The sequence below is a fragment of the Stenotrophomonas sp. 62841_Sma genome, assembly GCF_056482945.1.
In genome coordinates this window covers 2,783,852-2,808,577 of the sequence record NZ_CM151224.1, presented here as the reverse complement: position 1 = coordinate 2,808,577, position 24,726 = coordinate 2,783,852, and the positions used below count along the sequence as shown (strand labels likewise).

General features: G+C 66.9%; 22 protein-coding genes. 14 read left to right on the top strand and 8 right to left on the bottom strand.

Annotated features, from left to right (window positions below; translation table 11 throughout):
- Nucleotides 1-3 precede the first annotated feature (3 nt).
- The 4 genes from lldD to ACZK5G_RS12995 all read left to right on the top strand — a co-directional run bounded on the left by lldD (nucleotide 4) and on the right by ACZK5G_RS12995 (nucleotide 4,549).
- A complete protein-coding gene (lldD, locus tag ACZK5G_RS13010) occupies nucleotides 4-1,143 on the top strand; it encodes an FMN-dependent L-lactate dehydrogenase LldD (protein WP_110712678.1) in 1,140 nt (379 codons plus the stop codon).
- The gene (gene dld, locus ACZK5G_RS13005; protein WP_369353636.1) at nucleotides 1,140-2,846 is read left to right on the top strand and encodes a D-lactate dehydrogenase; all 1,707 of its coding nucleotides are present in this window, start codon (nucleotides 1,140-1,142) and stop codon (nucleotides 2,844-2,846) included. Before lldD ends, dld begins: the two co-directional genes overlap by 4 nt.
- Before the next feature lie 92 nt (nucleotides 2,847-2,938).
- Nucleotides 2,939-3,547, top strand: coding sequence for an SMI1/KNR4 family protein (locus ACZK5G_RS13000; RefSeq protein ID WP_329894213.1), 609 nt, complete (start codon nucleotides 2,939-2,941; stop codon nucleotides 3,545-3,547).
- Between the two features lie 117 nt (nucleotides 3,548-3,664).
- A complete protein-coding gene (locus ACZK5G_RS12995; RefSeq protein ID WP_478463642.1) occupies nucleotides 3,665-4,549 on the top strand; it encodes a hypothetical protein in 885 nt (294 codons plus the stop codon).
- Nucleotides 4,550-4,597: 48 nt separating this feature from the next.
- Here ACZK5G_RS12995 and ACZK5G_RS12990 read toward each other — a convergent pair whose 3' ends face one another.
- A complete protein-coding gene (locus tag ACZK5G_RS12990) occupies nucleotides 4,598-4,894 on the bottom strand; it encodes an I78 family peptidase inhibitor (RefSeq protein ID WP_032128105.1) in 297 nt (98 codons plus the stop codon).
- 171 nt (nucleotides 4,895-5,065) lie between these two features.
- On the opposite strand from ACZK5G_RS12990, the gene ACZK5G_RS12985 reads away from it, so the two are divergent.
- Nucleotides 5,066-5,722, top strand: a complete 657-nt coding sequence (locus ACZK5G_RS12985) for a hypothetical protein (RefSeq protein WP_049463092.1) — start codon at nucleotides 5,066-5,068, stop codon at nucleotides 5,720-5,722.
- A gap of 67 nt (nucleotides 5,723-5,789) precedes the next feature.
- Nucleotides 5,790-6,566, top strand: a complete 777-nt coding sequence (locus ACZK5G_RS12980; protein WP_164081234.1) for a CDP-diacylglycerol diphosphatase — start codon at nucleotides 5,790-5,792, stop codon at nucleotides 6,564-6,566.
- On the opposite strand, the gene ACZK5G_RS12975 is transcribed toward ACZK5G_RS12980, so the two are convergent.
- On the bottom strand, nucleotides 6,563-7,162 hold the full coding sequence (locus ACZK5G_RS12975) for a GNAT family N-acetyltransferase (RefSeq protein ID WP_071229112.1): 600 nt from the start codon (nucleotides 7,160-7,162) through the stop codon (nucleotides 6,563-6,565). The genes ACZK5G_RS12980 and ACZK5G_RS12975 overlap by 4 nt on opposite strands.
- A gap of 219 nt (nucleotides 7,163-7,381) precedes the next feature.
- Between ACZK5G_RS12975 and ACZK5G_RS12970 the strand changes: the two genes are divergently transcribed.
- Nucleotides 7,382-10,108 (top strand): TonB-dependent receptor plug domain-containing protein, encoded by a 2,727-nt coding sequence (locus tag ACZK5G_RS12970; RefSeq protein ID WP_478463640.1) that lies wholly within the window; start codon nucleotides 7,382-7,384, stop codon nucleotides 10,106-10,108.
- A gap of 110 nt (nucleotides 10,109-10,218) precedes the next feature.
- The gene (locus ACZK5G_RS12965) at nucleotides 10,219-10,845 is read left to right on the top strand and encodes a hypothetical protein (RefSeq protein WP_478463638.1); all 627 of its coding nucleotides are present in this window, start codon (nucleotides 10,219-10,221) and stop codon (nucleotides 10,843-10,845) included.
- Nucleotides 10,846-10,872: 27 nt separating this feature from the next.
- On the opposite strand, the gene ACZK5G_RS12960 is transcribed toward ACZK5G_RS12965, so the two are convergent.
- Nucleotides 10,873-11,514: a hypothetical protein gene (locus tag ACZK5G_RS12960; RefSeq protein WP_478463636.1), complete on the bottom strand. Its 642-nt coding sequence runs from the start codon at nucleotides 11,512-11,514 to the stop codon at nucleotides 10,873-10,875.
- Between the two features lie 183 nt (nucleotides 11,515-11,697).
- Between ACZK5G_RS12960 and ACZK5G_RS12955 the strand changes: the two genes are divergently transcribed.
- Nucleotides 11,698-12,858, top strand: coding sequence for an amidohydrolase family protein (locus ACZK5G_RS12955; RefSeq protein ID WP_478463635.1), 1,161 nt, complete (start codon nucleotides 11,698-11,700; stop codon nucleotides 12,856-12,858).
- A 49-nt stretch (nucleotides 12,859-12,907) separates the two neighbouring features.
- Here ACZK5G_RS12955 and ACZK5G_RS12950 read toward each other — a convergent pair whose 3' ends face one another.
- From ACZK5G_RS12950 to ACZK5G_RS12940, 3 genes are all read right to left on the bottom strand, one after another.
- Entirely contained in the window at nucleotides 12,908-13,345 is a 438-nt protein-coding gene (locus ACZK5G_RS12950) for a DUF3806 domain-containing protein (protein WP_012511367.1), read from the bottom strand.
- A 176-nt stretch (nucleotides 13,346-13,521) separates the two neighbouring features.
- Nucleotides 13,522-13,995, bottom strand: coding sequence for a DUF3806 domain-containing protein (locus ACZK5G_RS12945; protein ID WP_459000740.1), 474 nt, complete (start codon nucleotides 13,993-13,995; stop codon nucleotides 13,522-13,524).
- Nucleotides 13,996-14,157: 162 nt separating this feature from the next.
- Entirely contained in the window at nucleotides 14,158-15,039 is an 882-nt protein-coding gene (locus ACZK5G_RS12940) for a LysR substrate-binding domain-containing protein (protein WP_478463633.1), read from the bottom strand.
- A gap of 121 nt (nucleotides 15,040-15,160) precedes the next feature.
- Here ACZK5G_RS12940 and ACZK5G_RS12935 point away from each other — a divergent pair, with 121 nt between their 5' ends.
- The 5 genes from ACZK5G_RS12935 to ACZK5G_RS12915 all read left to right on the top strand — a co-directional run bounded on the left by ACZK5G_RS12935 (nucleotide 15,161) and on the right by ACZK5G_RS12915 (nucleotide 20,749).
- Nucleotides 15,161-15,859, top strand: coding sequence for an ankyrin repeat domain-containing protein (locus ACZK5G_RS12935; RefSeq protein WP_478463631.1), 699 nt, complete (start codon nucleotides 15,161-15,163; stop codon nucleotides 15,857-15,859).
- 51 nt (nucleotides 15,860-15,910) lie between these two features.
- Complete coding sequence (locus tag ACZK5G_RS12930) at nucleotides 15,911-17,368, top strand: amidohydrolase family protein (protein WP_478463630.1); 1,458 nt, start codon at nucleotides 15,911-15,913, stop codon at nucleotides 17,366-17,368.
- A 248-nt stretch (nucleotides 17,369-17,616) separates the two neighbouring features.
- Complete coding sequence (locus ACZK5G_RS12925) at nucleotides 17,617-18,600, top strand: sensor histidine kinase (protein WP_478463629.1); 984 nt, start codon at nucleotides 17,617-17,619, stop codon at nucleotides 18,598-18,600.
- Nucleotides 18,597-19,319, top strand: a complete 723-nt coding sequence (locus ACZK5G_RS12920) for a LytR/AlgR family response regulator transcription factor (protein WP_478463627.1) — start codon at nucleotides 18,597-18,599, stop codon at nucleotides 19,317-19,319. Before ACZK5G_RS12925 ends, ACZK5G_RS12920 begins: the two co-directional genes overlap by 4 nt.
- Nucleotides 19,320-19,432: 113 nt before the next feature.
- Nucleotides 19,433-20,749, top strand: a complete 1,317-nt coding sequence (locus tag ACZK5G_RS12915) for an acyl-CoA thioesterase/bile acid-CoA:amino acid N-acyltransferase family protein (protein WP_478463625.1) — start codon at nucleotides 19,433-19,435, stop codon at nucleotides 20,747-20,749.
- 216 nt (nucleotides 20,750-20,965) lie between these two features.
- On the opposite strand, the gene ACZK5G_RS12910 is transcribed toward ACZK5G_RS12915, so the two are convergent.
- Both ACZK5G_RS12910 and ACZK5G_RS12905 read right to left on the bottom strand, forming a co-directional pair.
- Nucleotides 20,966-21,619, bottom strand: coding sequence for a response regulator (locus ACZK5G_RS12910; RefSeq protein ID WP_107432195.1), 654 nt, complete (start codon nucleotides 21,617-21,619; stop codon nucleotides 20,966-20,968).
- Nucleotides 21,612-24,641 carry a sensor histidine kinase gene (locus tag ACZK5G_RS12905; RefSeq protein WP_478463623.1) on the bottom strand — a complete coding sequence of 1,010 codons (3,030 nt, stop codon included), beginning with the start codon at nucleotides 24,639-24,641 and terminating at the stop codon, nucleotides 21,612-21,614. The genes ACZK5G_RS12910 and ACZK5G_RS12905 overlap by 8 nt, the downstream gene beginning before the upstream one ends.
- Nucleotides 24,642-24,726 lie beyond the last annotated feature (85 nt).

Below are 24,726 nucleotides of genomic sequence, written 5' to 3'. Positions count from 1 at the left end.
CCCATGATCATCTCCGCCTCCACCGATTACCGTGCCGCAGCGCAACGCCGGCTGCCGCCGTTCCTGTTCCACTACATCGATGGCGGCGCGTATGCCGAGCACACGCTGAAGCGCAACGTTTCCGACCTGTCCGACATCGCGCTGCGCCAGCGCATCCTGCGAAACATGTCCGACCTGAGCCTGGAAACCGAACTGTTCGGCGAAACGCTGGCGATGCCGGTGGCACTGGCGCCGGTCGGCCTGACCGGCATGTATGCCCGACGCGGCGAGGTGCAGGCGGCGCGCGCGGCCGACAGCCGTGGCATCCCGTTCACCCTGTCCACCGTATCGGTGTGCCCGATCGAGGAAGTGGCACCGGCCATCCAGCGGCCGATGTGGTTCCAGCTGTATGTGCTGCGCGATCGGGGCTTCATGCGCAACGCGCTGGAGCGGGCGCAGGCCGCGGGCGTGACCACACTGGTGTTCACCGTGGACATGCCGGTGCCGGGTGCGCGCTACCGCGATGCACACTCCGGCATGAGCGGACCGAATGCTTCGCTGCGCCGCATCGGCCAGGCCATCACCCATCCGCACTGGGCGTGGGACGTGGGCCTGTTCGGCCGCCCGCATGATCTGGGCAACATCTCCACCTACCGCGGCAACCCGACCGGGCTGGAGGATTACATCGGTTGGTTGGGCAGCAACTTCGATCCGTCCATTTCGTGGAAGGACCTGGAGTGGATCCGCGAGTTCTGGAAGGGCCCGATGGTGATCAAGGGCATCCTCGACCCGGATGACGCGCGCGATGCGGTCAAGTTCGGCGCCGATGGCATCGTGGTCTCCAACCACGGTGGCCGCCAGCTCGACGGCGTGCTGTCCACCGCACGCGCACTGCCGGCGATTGCCGATGCGGTACAGGGCGATCTGAAGATCCTCGCCGATTCCGGCATCCGCACTGGCCTGGACGTGGTGCGCATGCTGGCGTTGGGTGCCGATACCGTGCTGCTGGGCCGTGCCTTCGTCTATGCACTTGCAGCGCAGGGCGAGGCGGGCGTGGCCAACCTGCTGGACCTGATTGCCAAGGAAATGCGCGTGGCGATGACACTGACCGGTGCGCGCCGCATCGCTGACATCGGCCGCGATTCGCTGGTCAACCTGCCGTGAGTGGCCACGATGCCGTGCTGGCGCAGTTGCGCGATGCGGTCGGCAACCGCCATGTACTGACCGGCGACAAGGCCACCCGCCGTTTCCGCCGTGGCTACCGTTTCGGCGACGGCCCGGTGCTGGCGGTGGTGCGCCCAGGTACGCTGCTGGAGCTGTGGCGTGTGCTGCAGGCGGCGGTGCAGGGCGGGGCAGCGATCATCCTGCAGGCGGCCAACACCGGCCTGACCGGTGGCTCGACCCCGGATGGCAACGACTATGGGCGTCCTATCGTGCTGGTCAGCACGCTGCGCCTGACCGGCATCCAGCTGTTGAACGAAGGCCGCCAGGTGCTGTGCCTGCCTGGCGCGACGCTGGACCGCCTGGAGCAGACGCTGGCACCGCTCGGCCGCGAACCGCATTCGGTCATCGGCTCGTCCTGCATCGGTGCGTCGGTACTCGGTGGCATCTGCAACAACTCCGGCGGCGCGCTGGTGCGCCGTGGCCCGGCCTACACCGAACTGGCACTGTACGCGCAGGTCGATGCGCAGGGCCAGCTGCAGCTGGTCAACCATCTGGGCATCGCGCTGGGTGATACGCCCGAGCAGATCCTGCAGCGCCTGCAGGCCGGCGACTATGCTGCTGCCGACGTTGGGGACGGCGATGGCCGCGCCGCTTCCGATCCACGCTACGCCGAGGAAGTGCGCCGGGTCGATGCCGATACGCCGGCACGCTTCAATGCCGACCCCAGCCGCCACTTCGAGGCAGCGGGGTCTGCCGGCAAGCTGGCAGTATTCGCGGTGCGCCTGGATACCTTCGAGAAGGAGGCCGCCGAAGTCTTCTACATCGGCAGCAACCGCACCGACAGCCTCACCGCGATCCGGCGCCAGCTGCTGACCGGCTTCGAACGCTTGCCGATTGCCGGCGAATACATCCACCGCGATGCCTATGACATCGGCGAGCGCTACGGCAAGGACAGTTTCCTGCTGATCGACCGCCTCGGCACCGCCCGCGTGCCGGCCGCCTTCGCACTGAAGAGCCGCGTCGATGGCTGGTTCGAGCGGTTGGGCCTGCGCGGGGTGACCGACCGGGTGATGCAGGTGCTGACCGGCCTGCTGCCCTCGCACCTGCCCAAGCGCATGGGCGAGTTCCGCCAGCGCTACGAGCATCATCTGCTGTTGAAGGTCTCCGCGCAGGACGCCGCGGACACCGAGGCCTGGCTGCGCGGCTTCTTCGCCGACCATGAGGGCGGCTACTTCCACTGTACGGCCGATGAGGGGCGCAAGGCGTTCCTGCATCGTTTCGCTGTGGCCGGCGCCGCGGTGCGCTACCGCGAGGTACACCGCGACCAGGTGCAGGACATCGTCGCGCTGGACATCGCCCTGCGCCGCGATGATGCCGACTGGTTCGAGCAGTTGCCGGTCGATATCGATGGCCGCCTGCTGCACAAGCTGTATTACGGGCACTTCCTGTGCCACGTGTTCCACCAGGACTACATCGCGCGCAAAGGCGAAGACCCGATGGCGATCGAGCATGCGATGTGGGCGTTGCTGGACCAGCGTGGCGCCGAGTATCCAGCCGAGCACAACGTCGGCCACCTGTACCCGGCCAAGCCTGCGCTGGCCGGGTTCTACAGGCAGTTGGACCCGAGCAATACCTTCAACCCGGGTATCGGCCAGACGTCGAAGGCGAAAGGGTGGGGTGGCTGCGACTGTAGTGGGCATTAGCGGCGCACTCTCTGAAAATTCGGATCTGTTGCATTCATCACTGATCGGGTTCGCACTAGGCTGAGGTCTTGGCTGAAACGGATACAGAACCAATGCAGAGTGCGGATCAGATATGGGCGTCCATCAAAGCGTCGCTTCACGAGAAGAATTGTCTGGATGAAGTACAGTTGCGGCCGGGAGCTTCCGAAAGCGAGTTGGTTGAACTGGAAGCTCAGCTTGGAGTCGCTTTGCCAGATCTGCTCAGGCAGCTGCTGATGATTCACGACGGGCAGGATGGGGCCGGGCTTCTGTTCGGCACTCAGATGCTCTCGTCCATGGAGATCAGGCGGCAGTGGCAGGGTTGGCGTGAGATCGAGGCCGACGGCATGAACGAGGACTGCGCGGAGTTCATGAAGTCCAGTCCTGCGGGGGTGGTGAAGCCGATGTATACCAATGCACGTTGGATACCGCTGACGCACGATGGTGGCGGCAATCACATGGGATTGGATTTCGATCCCGATATTGACGGTGCTGAAGGACAGATGATTGCCTTTGGTGCGGATGAAGAAACCAAGTACCTTCTTGCTCCCACTTTCGCTGACTTCGCTGAGAAGGCTGTGGAGTGGATCACTCAGGCAAGCTGGGATGGTGAGAATCTCGAGTCGTCAACTGATGACGGCTTCGCTCCCCCGGCCATTCTCCGTACTGCTGGAGGGGCGTAGTTGGGAGCGCCGTTCTGACAGGTAGTGTGCCGCCTGGGTTCCGGTTGACCGGGCTGGTCGCGATCGTTCCGTTATTCCTGCGCTACCATCTTGATTCCACGAGCAGGAATCTCCTCCATGCCCCCCGTAGTTGCCCGCGCGACCCTGTGCGCTGCACTGTTGGCCACGCCAGTGCTGGCGCTGGCGCAGAGCTCGATCCTGCCGCAGCAGCGTGATGCCGCCGGCAACGTGATGGAACCGCTGGGGCAGGTGCTGATCGCCCATGAGACGGGGCCGGCGGGGCTCTACGAGTGCACGCGGGACGGCAACTGGTGCGTGCGCGTGCAGCCGGTTGCCAAAGATGGTGACCGGCCGACCGTGCTGGAAGTGCTTGAGAAGGCACCGGGCCAGGGCACGCCACACACCTACCACGTCAGCATCGACGTGCCGCAGGAAAGCGAGCTGTCGCTGTGGCCGTGGATCGTGCGGCTGGCACCTGGCGTGGGTAGCGATGAACCGGTGACCGACCCGCAGCAGCGCGACCGCCAGAATGTGCTGGTGGGTGGCATCGTCACGTTCAGCGCCATGTACTCCGGTGGAGGTGCCGACGCGTCCACGCTGCAACTGGCACGCGTGCGCCACCTGCAGGACGACATCCAGGTGGACGACGACGTGTTGACCGTGCCATGGCTGGGCAATGCGATGATCCGCGCCTGTTTCAGCGAACAGGACATCAAGCAGCGCGCAGGTGCCTGCCATGACGAATACGGCTTCTCGGCGAAGCTGGCGCTGGATACGGTCGCCGAGGGCATGCCGGTGCTGCGCTACCAGACCGTGGCGACCCGGTTCCCGGCCGGTGTTTCGCGCTTCGAGGATTCGCTGGCCAAGGGGCCGTTGAAGAAGCAGGATCTGCGCACCGAGCAGGACCCGGCGTGCACCTACACGCGGCTGTTCCGCTTCAGCGATGGGGTATTCCACCCCGACCAGGCGCTGCCGGATTGTGCGGGATATACCGAACCCTGAAATGTAGAGTCGAGCATGGCTCGACCCTACAAAAGCCCGCTGCCGCGCTTACTCGCAGCGGGTGGACGTGATGATGTTGTCCTTGTCCACGAACACGCGCAGGCGGTCCGGGCGGATGTCCTTGGTGGTGATGGTGCTGGGGCCGATCGGGTTGACCAGGCCGGCACCGCTCTCGCGGGACAGGCGACGGATGTTGGGCTCGTTGGCCGGCTGGCCGATCGCCCAGCCCAGCTGGCTGGCGTCGCAGCGGCCACTGCCTTTGACTTCCGGGCCAGGGGTGCTGACGCAGGCCGACAGCAGCAGGGCGGAGGCCGGCAGCAACAGGGACAGACGGAATGGAGACATGTGAGCGCTCCTGCGCAGGGGACGATGGCGGGAACGATAGCACCGAGCGTGCGAAAGGCGTCAGCGCCCCGGTCATTGCCGGCACAGCGTGGTCATTGCATAGTGGGAGGAATAGCTGGCAGTACGCCAGCGGGCAGGCCGGGCCTTTCCGGCGCAGGTGTTGGATACGGTATGACGGCAGGCAGTTTCCGCGGCAAGGACAAGACAATGACGGCCCTGATGTTGTCGTTGCTGGGCGTGGCGTTTGCCGCCTCCGCTGCCGATCCGGAACCCGAGCAGGTCCAATCCCCGGTATTCGGCGCCTGGCGCAACCTGCAGACCGAATCCGGCTACGCGCCGGCGCAGCGTAACCTGGCCTTCGCCATGCTGCCGCAGGCGGCCACCCGCGGCGACCGTTTCGCCATCCTCGACCGCGAGGGCAAGCGGGCGGTGTGCTGCCTGCAGGTGGCCAGCCCCTCGCTGGGCGTCGCTGCGCTGCGCGGGGAGTACCACCTGCCGCAGGCCTGGGTGACGGACCTGAGCAATGGCCGTAGCCCTGCACGACCCTATGTGCCGCACGTCTATGCGATGCAGCGGGTGGACGAGCTGGCCGACTACAGCTTCGCCGATGTACCTGGCGCCTACAGCGACCTGGGCGGTCTGCTGATTCCGGAAGGTGCCGCGCTGGAGGCCGACGGCAGTGCCGTGCGCCTGGGGGACAGCCGCTACCCGCTGCATTTCCAGCGCCAGCCGCACGCCGATGACGATGGCGCGCTGGACCGCTACAGCCTGCAGGCCGGCGAGGGTGCCGCCCCGATCGTGGTTGAAGTGCCGTTCGGCACCTACTGATTGCAGCGTTGCACTGGCTAGAATGCAGCGCGGCGCTGTCTGCCGCGCCTGCTCCGTGAGTCGTGCCGTGTCCTTGCGCCCCTTCCTGCTGTCGTCCCTGCTGCTGTTGTCTGCCTGTGCCAGCGCGCCTCCGCCGCCGGCCCATTCCGATGCATTGTGGCGATTGATTGAACGTGACTGCCAGGGCGCCGAAGGCCCGCGTGGCGATTGCCTGCGGGTGGAGACGGCAGCAGACCGCCGCGATGTGCTGGTCAAGGACGCGCACGGCGACTACCAGTTCCTGCTGATGCCGCTGGACAAGGTCAGCGGCATCGAGAGCCGCAGCCTGTACCAGCGTGGTGCACCCAACTACTTCGGCGCGGCCTGGCTGGCCCGCACCCACACCGAACGGGCGCTGGGCCAACCGCTGCCGCGCAACGTTGCCAGCCTGGCGCTGAATTCACCGCATGGCCGCTCGCAACATCAGCTGCATATTCACGTGGATTGCCTGCGTGCCGACGTGCTGCAGGCGCTGGACACGCATGCTGCCGCCCTGGGCAGCCAGTGGACACCGCTGCCGGGGCTGCTGCGCGGCCATCAGTACCAGGCACGCCTGCTGCCGGGCGCAGAACTGACCGCCAATCCGCTCAATCTGCTGGCCTACGACCTCGCAGGCGTGGACGACGTCGGCCAGTGGAGCCTGGTTGTGGCGGGCCGGGACGCCGTGCAGGGCGTCCCGGGCTTCATCCTGCTGGCCACCCGTGTGGACGCGGGCACCGGCAACGAGGCCAGCGCCGAAGAGCTGCAGGACCACGCCTGCTCGGTGCTGACCGGTGCCGGCAACGCGCTGGAGCGGGTGCGCTAGTCCAGCATCCTGTGCTTGCTCCGCCACATGGGTGCGGTCAGCGCCAGCAGCTGGCGATCCTGCCAGCCATCCAGATCCAGATGATGGTCGCGCAGCAGGCCTTCCTGCTCGAAGCCGAAGGCCCGCAGCGCGGTGGCGAACGGATCACTGCAGTCCGGTGGCAGCATCACGAACAGGCGATGCAGGCCGACGTCCTCGAACAGGAACGGGCACAGCGCCTGCAGCGCCGCGTCGGCATGCGGATGCCAATGCTGCAGCGACAGCAGTTCGGCGCTGCGCGCGTGTAGTGATTGCAGCCGTACGTGCAGCTGGTCCAGTACGTTGCCGTGCTCGTCATCGAACACCCCCAGCAGCAGCTGGTCGTTGTCCTGTTCCAGGCGTGAGCGATGCATGTGGGCGAGGAAGCGCGCTTCCTCATCGATGACGGACGGATCGCGGCGGCCGCGCCGGCGGCGGTCATCGAACAGGCGCCAGCGCGGCAGGTCGGCACGCTGGAAGGGGCGCAGGGTGACCGGTGCGGCCTGCAGCTGCAGCAGGTGACGGCGCAGCACCGGGCGCAATGGGGGAAGGAGGGAAGTGGGGTACGGGGTCATCATCCCCGGCACGATGGCCGTGCCTGCAGCCCTGCACCATTCAAAACATTGCAAAAGTGTGGTGGATGGCACTGCGGGTCTGATTCGGTTCAGGCATAAGGCCATCAGGCCTGGTCATTTCCGTTGAACCCCCCCATTCAGGACACTTTCGTTACGGGATCGTTATGCGCCGTACAGGCCGCTGCCCCCGTACCACCACCCGCCCAACTCCCCAGGAAGCCCATGTCCGCCTCCCACAAGGCGCTGCGCCCGCGTCCGCTGGTGCTCGCACTGTCGTCCCTGATGCTGGTCTCGCTGCCGGCCTTCGCGCAGGAAAGCGCACCCACCACATTGCAGGAAGTGAAGGTCACCGGCTCGCGCATTCCACGCGCCAGTGTCGAGGGCCCGTCGCCGGTGACGGTGATCAGCCGCGAGCAGATCGATGCGCAGGGCTACCGCAATGCCTTCGACGCACTGAGCGCGCTGACCGAGAACACCGGCAACGTACAGGGCGAGGACTTCGGCAACACCTTCACCCCGGCCGCCAACACCATCAACCTGCGCGGGCTGGGCCCGAACCGCACGCTGGTGCTGGTCAACGGCCGCCGCCAGGCCGACTACCCGCTGGCCTACGAAGGGTCGGTGAACGTGGTCAACCTGGCCAACATTCCCAGTGCGCTGATCGAGCGCATCGAGGTCCTGGCGGCAGGTGCGTCTGCGGTATACGGCTCCGATGCGATCGCCGGCGTGGTCAACATCATCCTCAAGGACCGCTTTGAGGGCGTGGATGTGAACGTGCGCGCCGGTGGCACCCAGCAGGGTGGCGGCGACAACCAGCGCGCGCAGGTGGTCGGTGGTAGTTCCGGCGAGCGTTGGGATGCGCTGTTCGGCTTCGAGTTCGATGTGCGCAAGGCGATCCACGCGCGCCAGCGCGATTTCATGGATTCGCTGGACGATGATCCGGCCGGCAAGGCACCGCAGGCGACCGCGATCGCCTATCGCCGCAATGCCGCCACCGGCCGCAACATCGATCCGGGCGTCACTGGCTGCGACGGGGCGTCTGGCATCTATGGCGGCAGCGTGTTCCGCGCCTTCAACCCTCGCCAGGGCTGGTACTGCGGCAGCAACGAGGCCGCCGCCAGCTACTGGACCGTGCAGACCCAGAAGCGCAACCTCAATGGCTATGGCCTGCTGACCTTCCACGTCAACGAGACCACTGACCTGTTTGCCGATGTCGCCGTGGGCAGCGCGCGGATCTACAACAACACGCGTGCGCCGACCTGGACCTCGGCCCGCAACTACTTCTACAACCAGACCACCGGCAACCTGGAAAGCTGGTACCGCCGCTTCGCGCCGGAGGAAATCGGCGGGCTGCCGCGCAATGCCAACCGCTTCCTGGAAAACTCGTGGTCGTTCAACGTCGGTGCACGTGGCCAGATCGGCGACAGCGGCTGGGACTATGAGGCGGTCTACAGCCGCTCGCGATACGAGAACCGCACCCGCCGCCCGGTGCTGCTGGCCGGCATCAACGAATACCTGCTCGGCCCGAAGCTGGGTGTGCGCAACGGCGTTGAGGTCTATGCGCCGGATCCGGCGCGCCTGTTCCAGCCGTTGACCCCGAACGAATACGAGGGGCTGTCCGACTACCAGGAAAGCCGTAACGCGGCATGGCTGCAGACCTTCAGCGCCAGCGTCAACGGCCGCCTGTTCGCGCTGCCTGGGGGCGATGCGGCGTTGGCAGCGGTGGTCGAGGCCGGCAGCCAGGGCTACCGCAACCGACCGGACCCGCGCCTGGGCAGCGGCGAGTTCTGGAACACCAGTGCAGGCGTCGGCGCCGGTGGCGAGCGTGACCGCTACGCTGCAGGTGTGGAGCTGCAATTGCCGCTGCTGCAGTCGCTGACCACCACCCTGGCCGGTCGTTATGACCAGTACCGTGCCGGTGGCGAGCACATCGGCAAGGCCACCTGGAGTTTCGGCGTCGAGTTCCGTCCGATCGAGAGCCTGCTGATCCGTGGTACGGCGGCGACCAGCTTCCGTGCGCCGGACATGAACTACGTGTTTGCCACCGAAACCCGCGGCTACAACCCGGGCATGACCGATTACTGGCGCTGCCGCACGGCGGGCCAGTCGTACGACAACTGCGACTACAACGGCCTGTCGATTGATTACAGCAACCGCGCCAATGCGCAGCTGCAGCCGGAATCGGCCAAGTCGTATGGTTTCGGCGTGGTCTGGTCGCCGCTGTCCGGCCTGGATTTCAGCGCTGACTACTACGACATCCGCATCGACAACGAAGTGACCAGCCTCGATACCAGCCGCATCCTGCGTGATGAGGCCGATTGCCGCCTGGGCCGGACGCTGGGCGGCGAAGCGCGCGATATCGGTTCGCCGCTGTGCCAGGACGCGCTGTCGCGGGTGATCCGCAATCCGTCCAATGCCACGGTGCAGCCGGACCAGGTGACCCGCGTGCTGATCAATCCGATCAACGCGGCCTCCGAATCGGTTCGCGGTCTGGACCTGAAGGGCAACTGGCGTTTCGATGCCGGCCGCTATGGCCGCTTCACCACGCGCCTGGCCTACACCGTGGTGCTGGAGCACAAATACCGACAGTTCTCCGATGATCCGGAGCGTGACATCCGCAATTCGCTGGATGACTACCAGTGGCGCAGCAAGGCCAACGGCAGCATCACCTGGAACCAGGGTGACTGGACCACCACGCTGTACGGCAACCGCTTCGGCTCGCTGCCGAAGACCGATGGCAGTGGCCGCATCGCGCCGTACATGACTTACAACGCCAGCGTGTTCCGCCAGTTCGGCGAGAACCTGTCGGTGGGTGTGATCGTCAACAACCTGCGTGACAGCCGCCCGCCGGCGGACAAGAACGGAGGCGGCTGGCCGTTCTATCCGGTTGGCAACTACGACCCATATGGCCGCCAGTACTGGGTGCAACTGGACTACCGGTTCCGCTGATTCCGCAGGCGAACGAAAGGCCCAGCATTGCTGGGCTTTTCTTTGTGCAGTGCACCCGTGTTGCCGCTGCGCGCGTGGCATGCTGTGGCGCTACCCGGAGGAGGATGCGCATGGATGTCAGGGTGTGGAGCGTGATTGCAGTGGTGGCCATTGCAGGTTGCAGTGGCAGGCAGGCGGCCAGCGTGGAGGATGCCGCGGAGGTGGCCAATGCCGCGCCTGCGCAGTCTCACGCGCAGCCAGCGGAGCACGCTGGGCCATCGCGCGCGGCAACGGCATCGAGTGCCACGACGGCTGCCGCTGGGCTCGGGCAACCGGAGGGGCACTTCCTCGAGGGCGAGCGCATGCTGCTGAGCCAGGGTGCGGTGTCCGTGCAGAAGAGCGAGGCGCTGCTGGGTTCCGACAAGGCTTTCGCGCAGGCGATCAGCCAGTTCGAGCGCGATGCGGCTGGCCACCCGGAAGTGCAGGACCTGACCCGGCTCTACAGGACGGCCGCGACCCGGCTCATCGGCAGCGACGGCACGCTGGTGTCTTTCGCCTGTGGCTACAGCCTGTGTGTTGGCGAGATCCGAAGCCGTACCGATGAGGATTTCAGTGCCTGGTCCGAGGCGATCGGCACGGACAAGGCGGCCCCGGTCTACAGTCTGACCACGGCGCCGATGACATGGGGCAGGGACCAGCGTGGTGGGCGCTTCGTGTTCTCGGTGGATCCTGCAGCCAACGCCATCACGGGCCCGTAGCCGGCGGATGCCCGGCGCCGCGGCGCGTTACGGAAGCGCCTGCTGCAGGTACGACTCGATGACGTAGCTGAAAGGCTGCTGCTGGCGGTCGCGCAGCAGGGCACGCACTTCCAGGATCACGCCGTGATCGCCTTCGCCCCGCGGCGGCCAGAACGTCTGGTCAGCCAGGGTCTGGCGCTGGAAGCCGAGCGGGCCGACCACGCGACCGAACGGTTCGTCGGTGCTGTCCAGCACCTGGTTCATGGCCGGGCTGAGGTGACCAGGCAGGTACCAGTTGTCGGCCTCGGACAGCACGCGGCTGCCGCAGACCAGCTGCACGCGGCGATAGTGCAGGTCGGTACCCGGCTTCACGCCCAGCGCCTGCAGCACGTCGGCGGGGGCCGGCTTGTCCTGGCCGTGTATGCGCACGGCGCGCACCCGCGCCTGTTCGGCCAGGCCGTGCTCTGCGCACCAGTGTTCCAGCGTGGCGGTGGCGCTCTGCCCGGACAGCACGCGCTGGTGCAGGCGCTCGACCAGCGCAGCCGGGGCGATGCGCTGCTGGCCTGGCGGCGACTGCAGCGGCGCGGCGGTCGCAGCATCAGTGGCGGACAGGCTGGCGATCGGAGCGGCGGCAAGCAGGGACGCGGCCTGCCAGCGGCGGAGACGATCGTGGCGGTCGGACGGGCCCATGCGGCATCACAGCGGAAACAGGCGCCCATGTTACCCGTTCAGGGGTGTGCACGGCGTGGCCGCGACCGGTTGTCGCAGGGGGAATCATCGTTCTGGTGAATGCGTGCCATCCAGATATTTCGTTGGCCGATGGCACTATCGAGGCGCAGGATGGCGCCAGTCTTGGCTTTCCGGGAATTCCCGATGACCCTGCAGTTCATCCACGGTGGTGTCGACCGCGACGGCGCGCCACTGCATTTCCATATCCGTGATGGCCGCATCAGCGGGCTCAATGGCGAGGCGGCGCCGGCTGAAGGGGCGGAATGCGTCGATCTGAAGGGCTTCGCGGTGCTGCCCGGGCTGGTCGACGGCCATATCCACCTGGACAAGAGTTTCGTCGGCGACCGTTGGCACCCGCACCAGCCGGTGAACAGCCTGCGTGAGCGGCTGGCGGTGGAGAAGGCGGCGGTGGCGGGTGCGGCACCGATGGTGGACCGTGCCGAGGCGCTGATCCGCCAATGCAGTGCTTTCGGTACGGTGGCGATGCGCTGCCATGTCGATATCGACGGCAGCACCGGTCTCGGCCATCTCGAAGCGGTGCGCGAGGCGGCACTGCGCTGCGCCGACATCATGCGGATCCAGCTGGTGGCGTTTCCGCAGGCCGGGGTGATGTCCTGTCCCGGCACCGCCGCCGTACTGGAGCAGGCGCTTGCCGCGGGCGTGGAGGTGCTCGGCGGCATCGACCCGACCACGCTCGATGGTGATGCAGAAGGCCAGCTGGCGCTGCTGTTCGGCCAGGCCGAGCGTTACGGCGTGCAGCTGGACATCCATCTGCACGAGCCCGGCGAAACCGGCCTCGCCCAGCTGCTGCGCATCGCGGCGCGGACGCGGGCCGCCGGCCTGCAGGGAAGGGTGGCGGTCAGTCATGCTTATTCGCTGGGCGAGGTGCCGCTGGCACGCGCGCTGCAGGTGGGCGAGGCGCTGGCCACGGCCGGCGTGGCGATCATGAGCAACGCGCCGGGCGATCATCCATTCCCGCCGCTGCGCGCGTTGCATGATGCCGGTGTGCGCGTGTTCGCCGGCAACGACAACATCCGTGACTGCTGGTGGCCGTATGGCAACGGCGATCTGTTGCAGCGGGCGATGCTGCTGGGCTACCGCTCCGGCTTCCATACCGATGCCGACCTGATGCTGGCGCTGGACATGGTGACCACCCATGCCGCGCAGGTGATCGGGCTGCCGCAGTACGGTCTTGTGGAAGGGCATCCGGCCACATTCGTGGCGGTGCGTGCCGACCACGGCCCGGCCGCTGTGGCCGCAGTGCCGGTGGAGCGACGCGTGGTAGTTGATGGCCGTTGGCTGTAGATCCAGGCCGGGCCAACCCGTGTAGCGCCGAGCCACGCTCGGCGGCTTTTCATACGTAATCGTCGGCGCGGGTAGCGACGAACTCTTCCAGCCACGCAAGCAGATGGGCGATGTCGATGATCTCGCCCTGCTCGACGCGCTTGAGCAGCAGCGTGCTGGCGCCGATCTGCAGGCTGCTGTCGGCATAGCGCAGCACCGCGTCGATGCCCCAGGCATCGGTGACCTGCATCCAGGCCAGGCCCGGCACGCGCTGGGCAAGGGTGTCACCGAACGCCACGCCCAGTGCTTCCCAGCCATCGCAGTCGTCGCGGTCGATCAGCTCGGCATCGACCACGCGCTGCAGCGTGGTGGCCGCCAGCGGCCACTGCACCGGCAACGTCGGAAAGCCGGCGGCCACGCGCGCGGCGATCAGCGAGCGCTGGTGCTGCAGATGCGTCTGCAGGGCAGCGGGCAGGGGATCGAAGCGGGTGGGGATTTCATCGGACATGGCGAGGCGCCGTGGGGCACGGAAACTAGGGCGACTGTAGCCTGCGATGTAGTGCCTTGGTGCGGCAGGTCTGATCAGATATCGATGATCAGTGCGCGAACTGTGATTGCTTCCGCATGCGCAGCATCAATGTGCGAATACGTCATTCTGCGCGGCTCAATCGTTCTCTCATGGGCTCAGCCGGACTTGCGCGCTTGCTGGATGACGAACTCCTCCAGAGCTTCAAGCAGATGGTTGATCTCGATGGTCTTGCCTTCTTCGACGCGCTTGATCAACAGGGTGCCGGCGCTGACCATGATATTGGCGTCGCCATAGCGGAGAACCGCATCGACGCCCCAGGCATCGGTTACCTGGGCCCAGGCAAGTTCCGGTACACGCTGTGCCAGACAATCACCAAATGCGACCCCCAGTGCTTCCCAACCGTCACAATCATCGTGATCGATCAGTTCTGCATCGACTACGCGTTGCAGCGTGCTCGGCAGCAGCGGCCATTGAACAGGCACGGTAGGGAACGCAGATGCGACGAGGGCAGCAACCTGTGCACGCTGCTGCTGCATGTGGGCGATGAGCGCAGGTGGCAGCGGATCGAACCGGATGCTGGCTTCGTCCTTCGGAGCAGGGGTCAAAGCAACCTGGTACGTGCTGGTCATAGGCGGGGCAATCTGGAGAGGGGCGTTCCCCACCCTATCGTCCAGGCTTTGTTTACGCCATCACTAGGCCTTTTGCGACAAGCACGTACTCGCTGACGCTTCAGCGCCCTTTCGGATGCCGGACGGTCGTTTCCATCCACGCATGACGTGGGTCTACCGCGCTCAATCCGGTTCGCGCTGCACTTGGCGCCACAGTTCGCTGGCCAGTGCGCGCACGGCATCATCTGCGTCGGCACGATGCAGCAGGCCGATCTCGTAATTGTCGATCACCGGCAGCTCGCGTTCGCCATCGATGATGCGGTGATCGCGGGTGACCGCGCGGCGTGGCAGCAGGCTGATGCCCATGCCATCGGCCACCGCGCCCTGGATGCCACTCAGCGAAGAACTGGTGAAGGCGATGCGCCATCGCAGGCCCAGCGCCTCCACGGCGTGGATCATCTCGTCGCGGTACAGCCCGCGCGGCGGGAAAGTCACCAGCGGCAGCGGGTCCTGCAGCAGGCAGCTGCTGCGCAGGCTGTCGATCCAGTGCATCGGCTCGCGTCGGCAATGCACCGCCTGGCGGGTGTTGCGGCGTTGCTTGACCAGCACCAGGTCCAGCTCGCCGTGGTCGAAGCCGTGCGCCAGGTCGCGGCTGAGGCCGCTGCTGATCTCCAGTTTCACCTGTGGATGGCGGCGGCTGAAAGCGGCCAGCATGCGTGTGGTCTGTGCGTTGACGAAGTCCTCGGGCACACCGATGCGCACCGCGGTTTCCACGGTGGCGCCGGCCAACGCCTGTGCCATTTCCTCGTTCAGGTCGAGCATGCGCCGCGCGTAGCCGAGCAGGGTGTGGCCGGCATCGGTGGGGTGCACGTCGCGGTGGCCGCGCTCGAGCAGGCGATGCCCGGCCAGTTCCTCCAGCCGGCGCACCTTCTGGCTGACCGTGGACTGCGTCGAATGCAGGCGTGTGGCCGCCGTGGTAAAGCTGCCGCAGTCGGCCACCATCACCAGCGCCCGCAGCAGGTCCAGTTCGAACAGTGTTCTATTCGATTTGGCACTGTCTTGCATTTGAACATTTCACTTCTGGATGCGCGTGACGACTTCTACCATGCAGGGGAGGGGGCAGCAAGCACCGCGCCCCGGTTGTACCGGCATCGCCCGCAGTGCTCGCCGCACAGGAGAACCGAAGATGCGAATCCATCGTTGCCATCGCTGGCCCGCTCCGGTGGGGCGCCTGTTGCTGCTGTGCCTGCTGGCGATGGTCATTCCAGCCTGTTCGGCCACCGCGGGCTCGGCCGATGCCCGCCTGCGCGATGCCGCCGCCCGCGGCGATGCCGAGGCAGTGCGTGGGGCGCTGGAGGACGGCGCCGATCTGGAGGCGCGTGATGGCCAGGGCCGTACCGCGCTGCTGCTTGCCACGCATGGCAACAATGTAGACGCCGCGCGTGAACTGATCGAAGCCGGCGCCGACGTCAATGCCAAGGACGCCATGCAGGACAGCGCCTACCTGTACGCCGGCGCGCGTGGACTGGACGAGATCCTGGCGATGACCCTGGCGCATGGCGCTGACCTGCGCAGCACCAACCGCTACGGCGGCACCGCCTTGATTCCCGCCGCCGAGCGCGGCCACGTCGCCACCGTGCGCACGCTGCTGCGTGCCGGCGTCGCTGTGGACCATGTCAACCGCCTGCACTGGACCGCGCTGCTGGAGGCCATCCTGCTCGGCGACGGCGGCGCGCGCCACGTGCAGATCGTGCAACTGCTGCTGGATGCCGGCGCCGACCCCGAGCTGGCCGACGGCGACGGCGTGACGCCGCTGGCGCACGCGCGCAAGCGCGGCTACACCGAAATCGAGACCCTGCTGCGCCAGCATGGCGCGGCACGCTGAAGACCGTCCCCTTCCACCCGCACGCTGGGCGTGCCCATCAGGATGCTGTCCATGTTCCGTTCCCGTCCGTTGTCCCTTGCCATCCTCCTTGCAGTGGCCCCGCTGTCGGCGTCTGCTGCCGAGCGCGCCGACCTGCTGATCCGCAATGCCACCGTGGTCGATGTCGAGCACGCCAGCACCCTGGCGGGGCAGAGCGTGGTGATCCGCGGCGAGGACATCGTCGCCGTCGGCCCGGATGCACAGCTGCGCAGCCAATGGAGCGCGGCCCGCCAGATCGATGCCAAGGGCAAGTACCTGATCCCGGGCCTGTGGGACATGCACGTGCACTTTGGTGGTGGCCCGGCGCTGATCGAAGAGAACAAGGCGCTGTTGCCGCTGTACATCGCGCATGGCATCACCACGGTGCGTGACTGCTCCGGCGACCTGCCCGAGCAGGTGCTGCAGTGGCGTGGCGAGATCGCCAAGGGCACGCTGTTCGGCCCGCGCCTGCTCAGTTCCGGCGCGAAGATCGAAGGCATCAAGCCGGTCTGGAAGGGCACGATCGAAGTGGGTAGCGAGGATGACGCCGACAAGGCGATCACCCGCCTGCAGCACGACAAGGTTGATTTCGTGAAGATCACCGACAGCACGCTGAAGCCGGAACTGTTCCTGTACTCGGCCAGTGCTGCGCGCAAGGCCGGGTTCAAGGCCTCGGGTCACATTCCGATGGCGCTGACCGTGGAGCAGGCGGTGGATGCAGGCCTGGCCTCGATCGAGCATCTGGACTACGCATTCAAGGCAGGCAGCAAGGATGAAGCGCAGATCGCCGCCGACTTCGGTGCCGGCCGCATCGACCGCGCCGAAGCCAACCGCCGCCTCGACGCCAGCTTCGACCGTGACACGGCGATGCACGCCTATCGTGATTTCGCCAAGCGTGGCGTATTCGTGACCCCGACCCTCAACGGTGGCCGCATCCTCGATTTCCTTGACCAGGATGACCACGCCAACGATCCGTACCTGGCCTACATCGGCCCTGGCCTGCGTGCGACCTACCAGTGGCGCGTGGACCGCGCGGCGAAGGCCACGCCGGCACAGATCGAAGCGCGCCACGCGCAGTACCACCAGGTGGCCGCGGTGCTGCCGATGCTGCAGGAAGCCGGTGTGACGATCATTGCGGGCACCGATGCGGGCTTCCTCAACTCGTTCAACTTCCCGGGCATCGCCCTGCATCAGGAACTGCAGCTGTTCGTGAAGGAAGGCTTGAGCGCACCGCAGGCGCTGTCGGCCGCAACCCGTTCCGGCCCGGCCTGGTTCGGCCAGATGGACCGTTACGGGGGTGTCGCGCAGGGCAAGGCCGCCGATCTGGTGCTGCTGACCGCCAACCCGCTGCAGGACATTGCTGCCACCGAAAAGATCGACAGCGTGATCCTGCGCGGCAACGTGTATGACCGCGCCGCGCTGGACAAGATGCTGGCCGATACCAAGGACAAGGTCGCGGCCTGGAATGCCGAGGCGGCCAAGGCCAACTGATTGCGGGGCGGGGCAGAATCCACGCATGGCGTGGATCTACCCATAACCGTCAAGGCCTCCATACCTGCGGTCAGCAGTAGATCCATGCCATGCGTGGATGAGCCCCTTGCTTCCGGCACGGGAACGATCCGATGCGGGCACCTAGCATGGTGCCCGTTTCCGGTTTGAATCCCTGCATGCCTGTTTCCCCTGCCGTCTTGCTGCCTGCCGCGGAGCCACCGCTTTCGTTGCCACGCCCGTGTTGGGTGATGCTGGCCCTGTGGGGGCTGCTGATCGCCACGTCCATTCCAGCGGTACACCTCAGCCAGCAACCAGGTGGCCTGATGCCCGCAGCGTTGTTCATCCTCGGCGCCGAGCTGCCCTGGATGCTGGCGACGCCGCTGTTGTGGGCCGCGTGCCGGCGCTGGCCATTGTCTGGACGCCGGCACCTGGCCGGATGGTTGGCGCTGTGCCTGTTGCTGACTCCGCTGCTGACGGCATTGGGGTGGACCCTGGGCCACATGCTGCTGCAGCTGTGGCAGGGGCAACCCTGGCCAGCACCGCAGCAGGTGCTGCGCGCAATCGGCATCACCGCGCTGTTTGCGTTGCCGACCTTCATTGCGGTGGCGGGCGTGGGCCATGGCCTGGCCGGACTGCAGCGGCTGAAGGCGCAGTCGGAGGTGCTGCAGCAGGCCCGTGAAACAGCGCTGCGCCAGCATCTGCAGCACCACTTCCTGTTCAATGCGCTCAACGCCATCGGCGGTTTGGTGCTTCAACGTCCACGCGCGGCGGATGCCGCACTGGCACAGCTGTCGTCGCTGCTGCGAGATACCCTGCAATGCCCGCCGCAGCGCTGCTTCGCCGATGAACTGGGCGCAGCACAGGACTATGTCGCGCTGCAGTCGCTGCTGCACGATCAGGAAGTGCATCTGCATCTGCAGGCCAGCGCTGACGCATTGGCCTGGACAGTCCCTGGCCTGTTGCTGCAGCCATTGATCGAGAATGCGGTATTGCACAGTGGCTGGCAGCCGGGGGACGGGCCATTGCGGATCGAGCTATGGGCCGGTGTGGAAGACGGCCTGCTTGATGTGATGCTGTTCAATCCCTGCCTGCGTCCCGGCACGAACGATGGACTGGGCACTGGCCAGGCTGCACTGCAGCGGCGCCTGGCGATGATGGGAGGCCGTTTGCAGGCCGCCAGCGAGGGCGGCGGCTATCGTGCACGCGTGACCTTGCCGGAGTGCATCGCGTGACGCGTCCGCTGAGCGTGCTGCTGGTGGATGACGTGGCGCTGGCGCGTGATCGCCTGCGCCAATTGCTGGCGGGCATTCCGCAGGTCAGGATCGATGCCGAAGCCGCCACGATCGCGCAGGCACGCGAGCAGCTTCAGGGGCGCCGTTTCGATCTGCTGCTGCTGGATCTGGTCCTGCCCGACGGTCGTGGCTGGGAGTTGCCCCAGCAGCAGCCAGCGCTGGCCGCGCACACCATCTTCGTAACCGCGCTGCCGCAGCATGCGCTGCGCGCGTTCGAACTGGGCGTCGCAGACTATCTGCTCAAGCCGGTGGCAGCGCAGCGGTTGCGTGAAGCGATCGAGCGCGTGCGCCGCCTGGCAGGCCTGGCTCCGCGTACGGAGGACTGTGCGCAGACCCTGGCGGTGCCTGGCAGTGGTGGTGTCCAGTATGTACCGCTGGCGGAGATCGATTACATCGACATGGCCGGTCATTACGCGTGCGTGCACGTGGGGCAGCGACTGCACCTGCTGCGTGAGCCGCTGGCGCAGCTGGCCGAACGGCTGGCGGATGGAGGACTGTTGCGCGTGCACCGCTCGGCGCTGGTCAATCCGTTGCGGGTGCGATCACTGATCGAGCGCCACAACGGCGATGCGCTGCTTGAACTGGCCGATGGCGTGCAGCTGCCGGTGAGCCGCAGCTACCGGCCGGCGCTGGAGGCGGCCTTGGCGGCACGCACCTGACACACGGCTGGTGCCTGCAGCGGCACGGTTGGTGCCATCGTCGCCGAAGTACGCAATCCAGTCGTTGCGGCCAGTGCACCCTGCGCATTTCCAGATCAGGGTGGAGCATGCGGATGCGGTGGTGCTTGGGTGTGTTGCTGGGCGTGCTGGCGCTGCCTGCGTTGGCCGATGTGCGGATCATTGTCGATGACCATCAGGGGCGCGCCGATCGTGCTCCAGCCATTACGGTCGAAGGGCTGGCGGCGGCCGAAGTGGTGCAACTACGGTTGTCGATGCAGGACAGCCGGGGCCAGCGCTGGCAGTCACAGGGGGCACTGCGCGCGGATCTGCAGGGGACGGTCGACACCGCACGCAGCGGCTCGGAACAGGGCAGCTATCGAGGCGTCGATGCGAGTGCGCTGATCTGGTCGATGCAGCCGCAGGAAGGAAGGGCCAACGCACTTCCCCTGCAGTGGCAGCGCGCCGATGACGGCTTGGGATTCCAGTCGCAGGCCTTCGAACTGGAGGTGGAACATGCAGGATCGGTGGTCGCACGGCGGACCCTGAAGCGCCATCTGATGCTGCCGGGCGTGCAGGTGCAACGGGTCGAAATCGGTGGCCGCGAAGCACATCTGTACCTGCCATCGGGCCAGCAGGCTGATGCACGGGCGCCAGCACTGGTGACGCTGGGCGGTGCCGAAGGCGGATTCGACGGTGGTGACCTCTATGCCGCCTGGCTGGCCAGCAACGGTTATGTCGCGGTGTCGGTGGCGTGGTATCGCGGGCCGGGCGTGCCCAAGGACCTGATCGAGGTTCCGTTGGAAACCGTGCGCGACGCAGTGCACTGGCTGCAGCGCCATCCCCGGGTGGATCCACGGCGGGTAGGGCTGATGGGTGGCTCCTGGGGCGGCATCGTGACCATGGCCACGGCGGTGCATCTGCCTGAGCTCCGCGTCGCTGTGTCCTGGGTGGGCAGTCCAGCCCCGTTTCGTGGCATCGCCCGTGACGTGGTCCCGGCTGATTTCCGAGCGGTGGACCGCTCGCCGTTGAGCTGGCAGGGCGAACCTCTGCCGTGGCTGCCGTATCGCGAGGAGGTTGACTGGGGCAGGCCGGGACCGCACTGGGAACCGGCATTGCGTACCGCGATGCTGCCCATCGAGAACATTGCCGCACGCACGTTGTGGATCGGAGGTGGTGACGATCGGCTGGGTGACTCAGGCGTGATGCTGGCTGTTGCACAGCGTCGGCTTGCAGCGGCAGGGCGTGGTGACCGTGACCGTTTCCTGTACTACTCGGATGCGGGGCATCTGATCACCCCGTTTCTGCAGCCGACCACCCATCGCCATGATGTAGGCCCGTACATTGAAGTGGGGGGCACGGCCGAGGGTCATGCCCGCGCGGACCGAGAGGTAGGGCCAGCGGTGCTGGCGTTCCTTGCCGAGGCGCTGTAGCCGAAGGTGCGGACCCCTGCTCTTCCTTCCAGATGTTCGATTCCGATCCGATTGAGCTTCATCCACGCATGGCCTGGATCTACCGTGTCGACCAAGGTCGACACCTACCAACACCGCCCCGCCATCTCACGGAAAGCCCGCTGTTGCTGTAGAGGTTGCCTGCCAGCGGCCAGCACTACCGCGGGTGCAGGGCTGCAAGCCCTGCCGAACAACCCCCTAATCGTGACCGCTGTCGTCCAGGCTGATGATCCCGCGCCGCAGCGCCTGGGTCACCGCATGCGTGCGATCACCCACGCCCAGCTTGTCCATCAGGCTCTTCATGTGCGCCTTCACCGTCTGCTCGGAAATCTGCATGCGCTCGCCGATACGCTTGTTCGACAGGCCGCCGGCTACATGCCTCAGTACCTCGGTTTCGCGCGGCGACAACCGGTCTTCCACCACATGCGCGGCGATGCTGGCCGCCACCGCCGGGGGAATCGGTGCGCGGCGGCCGCCAGCGACCATGCGGATCGTATCGACCAGCTCATGGCGCAGCATGTCCTTCAGCAGATAGGCGCTGGCGCCGGCCTGCAGTGCCCTTACCGCGCGTACGTCACCACGGTAGGTGGTCAGCACGATGATGCGCGCGCGCGGGTCCATCGCGCGGATCCGCACGATCGCTTCCACACCATCCAGGCGTGGCATCTGCAGGTCCATCAGCACCACGTCGGGCTGCAGCCGCTGGTAGCAGGCGATGGCTTCCTCGCCATCGGCGGCTTCGCCGAGCAGGCGCAGATCGGGTTGTGCGCCCAGCAGCGCCGCCAGGCCGTCACGCAGCAGCGGGTGGTCGTCGACCACCAGCACGCCGATCAGGGCAGGGGACTCAGTCATGGTTTGCTTTACTCCAGGGCCAGCGCCAGCGCGATGGGCGGCGGTGATACAGGCGCCGGGCGGGAACCGCCAGCGCGACTTCGGTTCCCAGTCCGGCGCGGGTCCACAGCTGTAGTTCCGCACCGAGGCGCTGCGCGCGCTCACGCATGCCCTGCAGGCCCCAATGACCATGGCCGGCATTGTCGTCGGCGATGCCGACGCCATCGTCGCGCACGTGCAGCAGGAAGCACCGCGTGCCGTAGGACAGCTCCACTTCGATGGCGCTGGCGTTGGCGTGACGCAACGCATTGCGGATCGCCTCACGCCCGATCAGGAACACTTCTTCGGCCGCGTCGGCCTGCAGCGGTGGCGTTGCACCTTCCACGGTTAGGCGCAGTGGGTTGGTGCCATGCCCGGCGTACTCGGCGTGCACATCGGCCAGTGCCGAAGCGAGGTCGCGGCCAGCGAACGGTCCCTCACGCAGGGCATTGACCCGCTCGCGGCCCTCGGCCAGGTTGCGCTCGGCCAGTTGCATCGCCGATTCCAGCTGGCCGCGTACCTGCTCCGGGGTCTGCGGCGACTGGCTGATCGCGTGCAGGCGCAGGATCAGGCCCTGGCTGCCCTGCAGCAGGGTGTCGTGCAGGTCGCGTGCAATGCGTTCGCGTTCGCCATTGCGCTCCTGCAGGCGCGCGCGGAACAGCGCGGCCAGCTGCCCGCTGCGGATGCGCACCGCCATCACCAGCAGTGCGAGGATCGCGGCCGCACACAGCAGCTTGAACCACACCGTCTGCATGAAGGTGGGGGCGATGCGGAAGCCGCGACTGGCCGGTGCAGTGCTCCAGATGCCGTCCTCGTTGGCGGCTTCCACGTCGAACCGGTAGTTGCCCGGAGCGAGGTTGGTGTAATACGCGCGGGTGCTGCTGCCGGCATCCTGCCAGCCGTCGTCGACGCCGGACAGGCGATAGCGGTAGCGGTTGCGCTCCGGGCGCGCCAGCGACAGCGCCACGTAATCGATCTGCAATTGGCTGGTGCCGGCCGGAAGGCGCAGGCCATCGCGCAGTGGCTCGTGCTCACTGCCATACAGCACTTCGCCGATGCGCACGCTGGGCGCCATGGTGTTGACGTGCGAGCGGGTGGTGTCCAGCCAGGCCAGGCCCTGGTTGGTCGCCAGCCACAGCAGTCCGTCATCGGCCAGCGTGGCGGTGGCGATCGGTCCGCTCTGCAGGGCGATGCCCGGCATGCCATCCACCGCATCGAACAGGCGTGGCGTCACCGGCAGCCCGGTCCGCAGCGTCCGTCGCAGCTCATCGCTCCCCAGCCGGACCAGGCCACGGCTGCCATTGAACCAGAGGTGTCCGTTCGGATCGGCCACCATGCCGGTGATGCCTTCCAGTACACCGGCCATGTCGGTTCGCACCGGAACGAAACGACCGTTGCCAACGCGCGCGGCCAGACCGGCTTCGCCGGCGACCAGCAGCAGGTCCTGGTGATGCAGCATTGCGGTGATCGGCCCGACCGACAGGCCTTGGCTGGCATCGAAGCTCTCGATGTGGCCCGCGCTCATCCGGCGCAGGCGGCCGTCGGCATAGCCGAGCAGCAGCTGGCCATGGGCATCCAGCGCAAGCGATGAGCAGGCCTGCTCGGGCAGGCGGACCTCGCGCTGCCATTGGCCATGCAGGTAGTGCAGGACGCCGCGTTCACCCGTGCATACCCAGGCCTGCGCGTCGTCGGGGAACAGCAGGGCGTGCAGCGGTTGCCCGGTGAACGGGGCCGGCAGCGGGATCAACGAGGTGTGGCCGGCGACCGTGCGCGCAAGATTGACCCAGTCGAACTGCCAGATCGGCGTGGGTGCCTGGCGCGCGGCGGCCTGCAGCTGCGGGGCACTGCCATCCAGCAGAGTGCGCCGCAGATCGTACGGCTTGAGGTCCTCGCCATAGCCGTACACACGGCCATCGCTGGCCCGCACCAGCGAGCGGTAGGGATCACTCGGGCCCACTGCCAGGGTGTGCACGCTGCGTGCGCGGAAGCGGTTGAGGCCGAGGTTGGTGCCGACCCAGAGATTGCCTTCGCGATCGACGATGATCGGCACCGCGGAGGTGGCGGTCAGCCCGTGCGGCGAATCGAAACGCTCCATGCGCACGGCGCGGCTGCCGTCGAAGGTGATGCGGGCGACGCCGCCGTGCGGGCTCATCGTGGCCCACAGCGCGCCATCGGCAGTGAACTGCAGGCGTGCAGCAACCAGTTCCGGAAGACGCCGCGCTTCACGTTCGCTGGCCGCCAACAGGCCCTGCGCGTTGGCCAGGGGTGAGGTGCCGCGCACCCGGTCGGCCAACCACACTTCACCCTGCGGGCTTTCGGCCAGCGTTGCCATCTGCGAGACCGCGATGCCGGTGTCCTCGAACGTGGTCTGGCCGGCCGCACGCATCCAGATCTTCAGGTCGGCCAGCACCCAGAACCTGCCCCGGCTGTCGTGCAGCACCCACTGCACACGGCGTTCGGGCAGTCCGGCTGCGGCCGGCAACGGCTGCCAGCGCTGTCCATCAAAGCGGCGCAGCCCGCCATTGATCGCCGCCCACAGCTGGCCCTGGCGATCCTGGCTGAAGCGTGGGACCACGCCGACCGGTACCCCCTGCTCGCGGCCGTAGTTGTGCAGCCTCCCCTGTGCGAACCGGCTGATGCCGGCCTGGAAGTAGCCGATCCACAGGGCACCGTCGGCGGCATGCGCCAGCGTGACCATGTTGGTGGACGGGAACTGGCTGCCGACGGGCGCTGCCTGCCGTTCGAAGCGACGGCCATCAAAGCGGTACAGGCCCGAGCCGGTGGCCAGCCACAGCAGGCCGTCGCGGTCCTGGGTGATGTCCCAGATATCGCCGGGTGCACCCTGGCCGACCCGCCACGCGGTGTGCTCGTAACCGGGCAGCCCGCCGCTCACCGGCGGGCGCTGCACGGCAAAAGCGGGCAGGGCGGTCCACAGCAGCAGGCACGTCAGCAGCGTCGGCAGGCGACGCAGGAACGGGAAGGGGCGGCCACGCATGGCGCGCATTCTGGCAGGTGCGGGGCAGTCCGGGGTGACCCGAACGGGGTAGGCGGTCGCCGCCGCGGTCGGTTATCACGCCGGCATGCCCTGT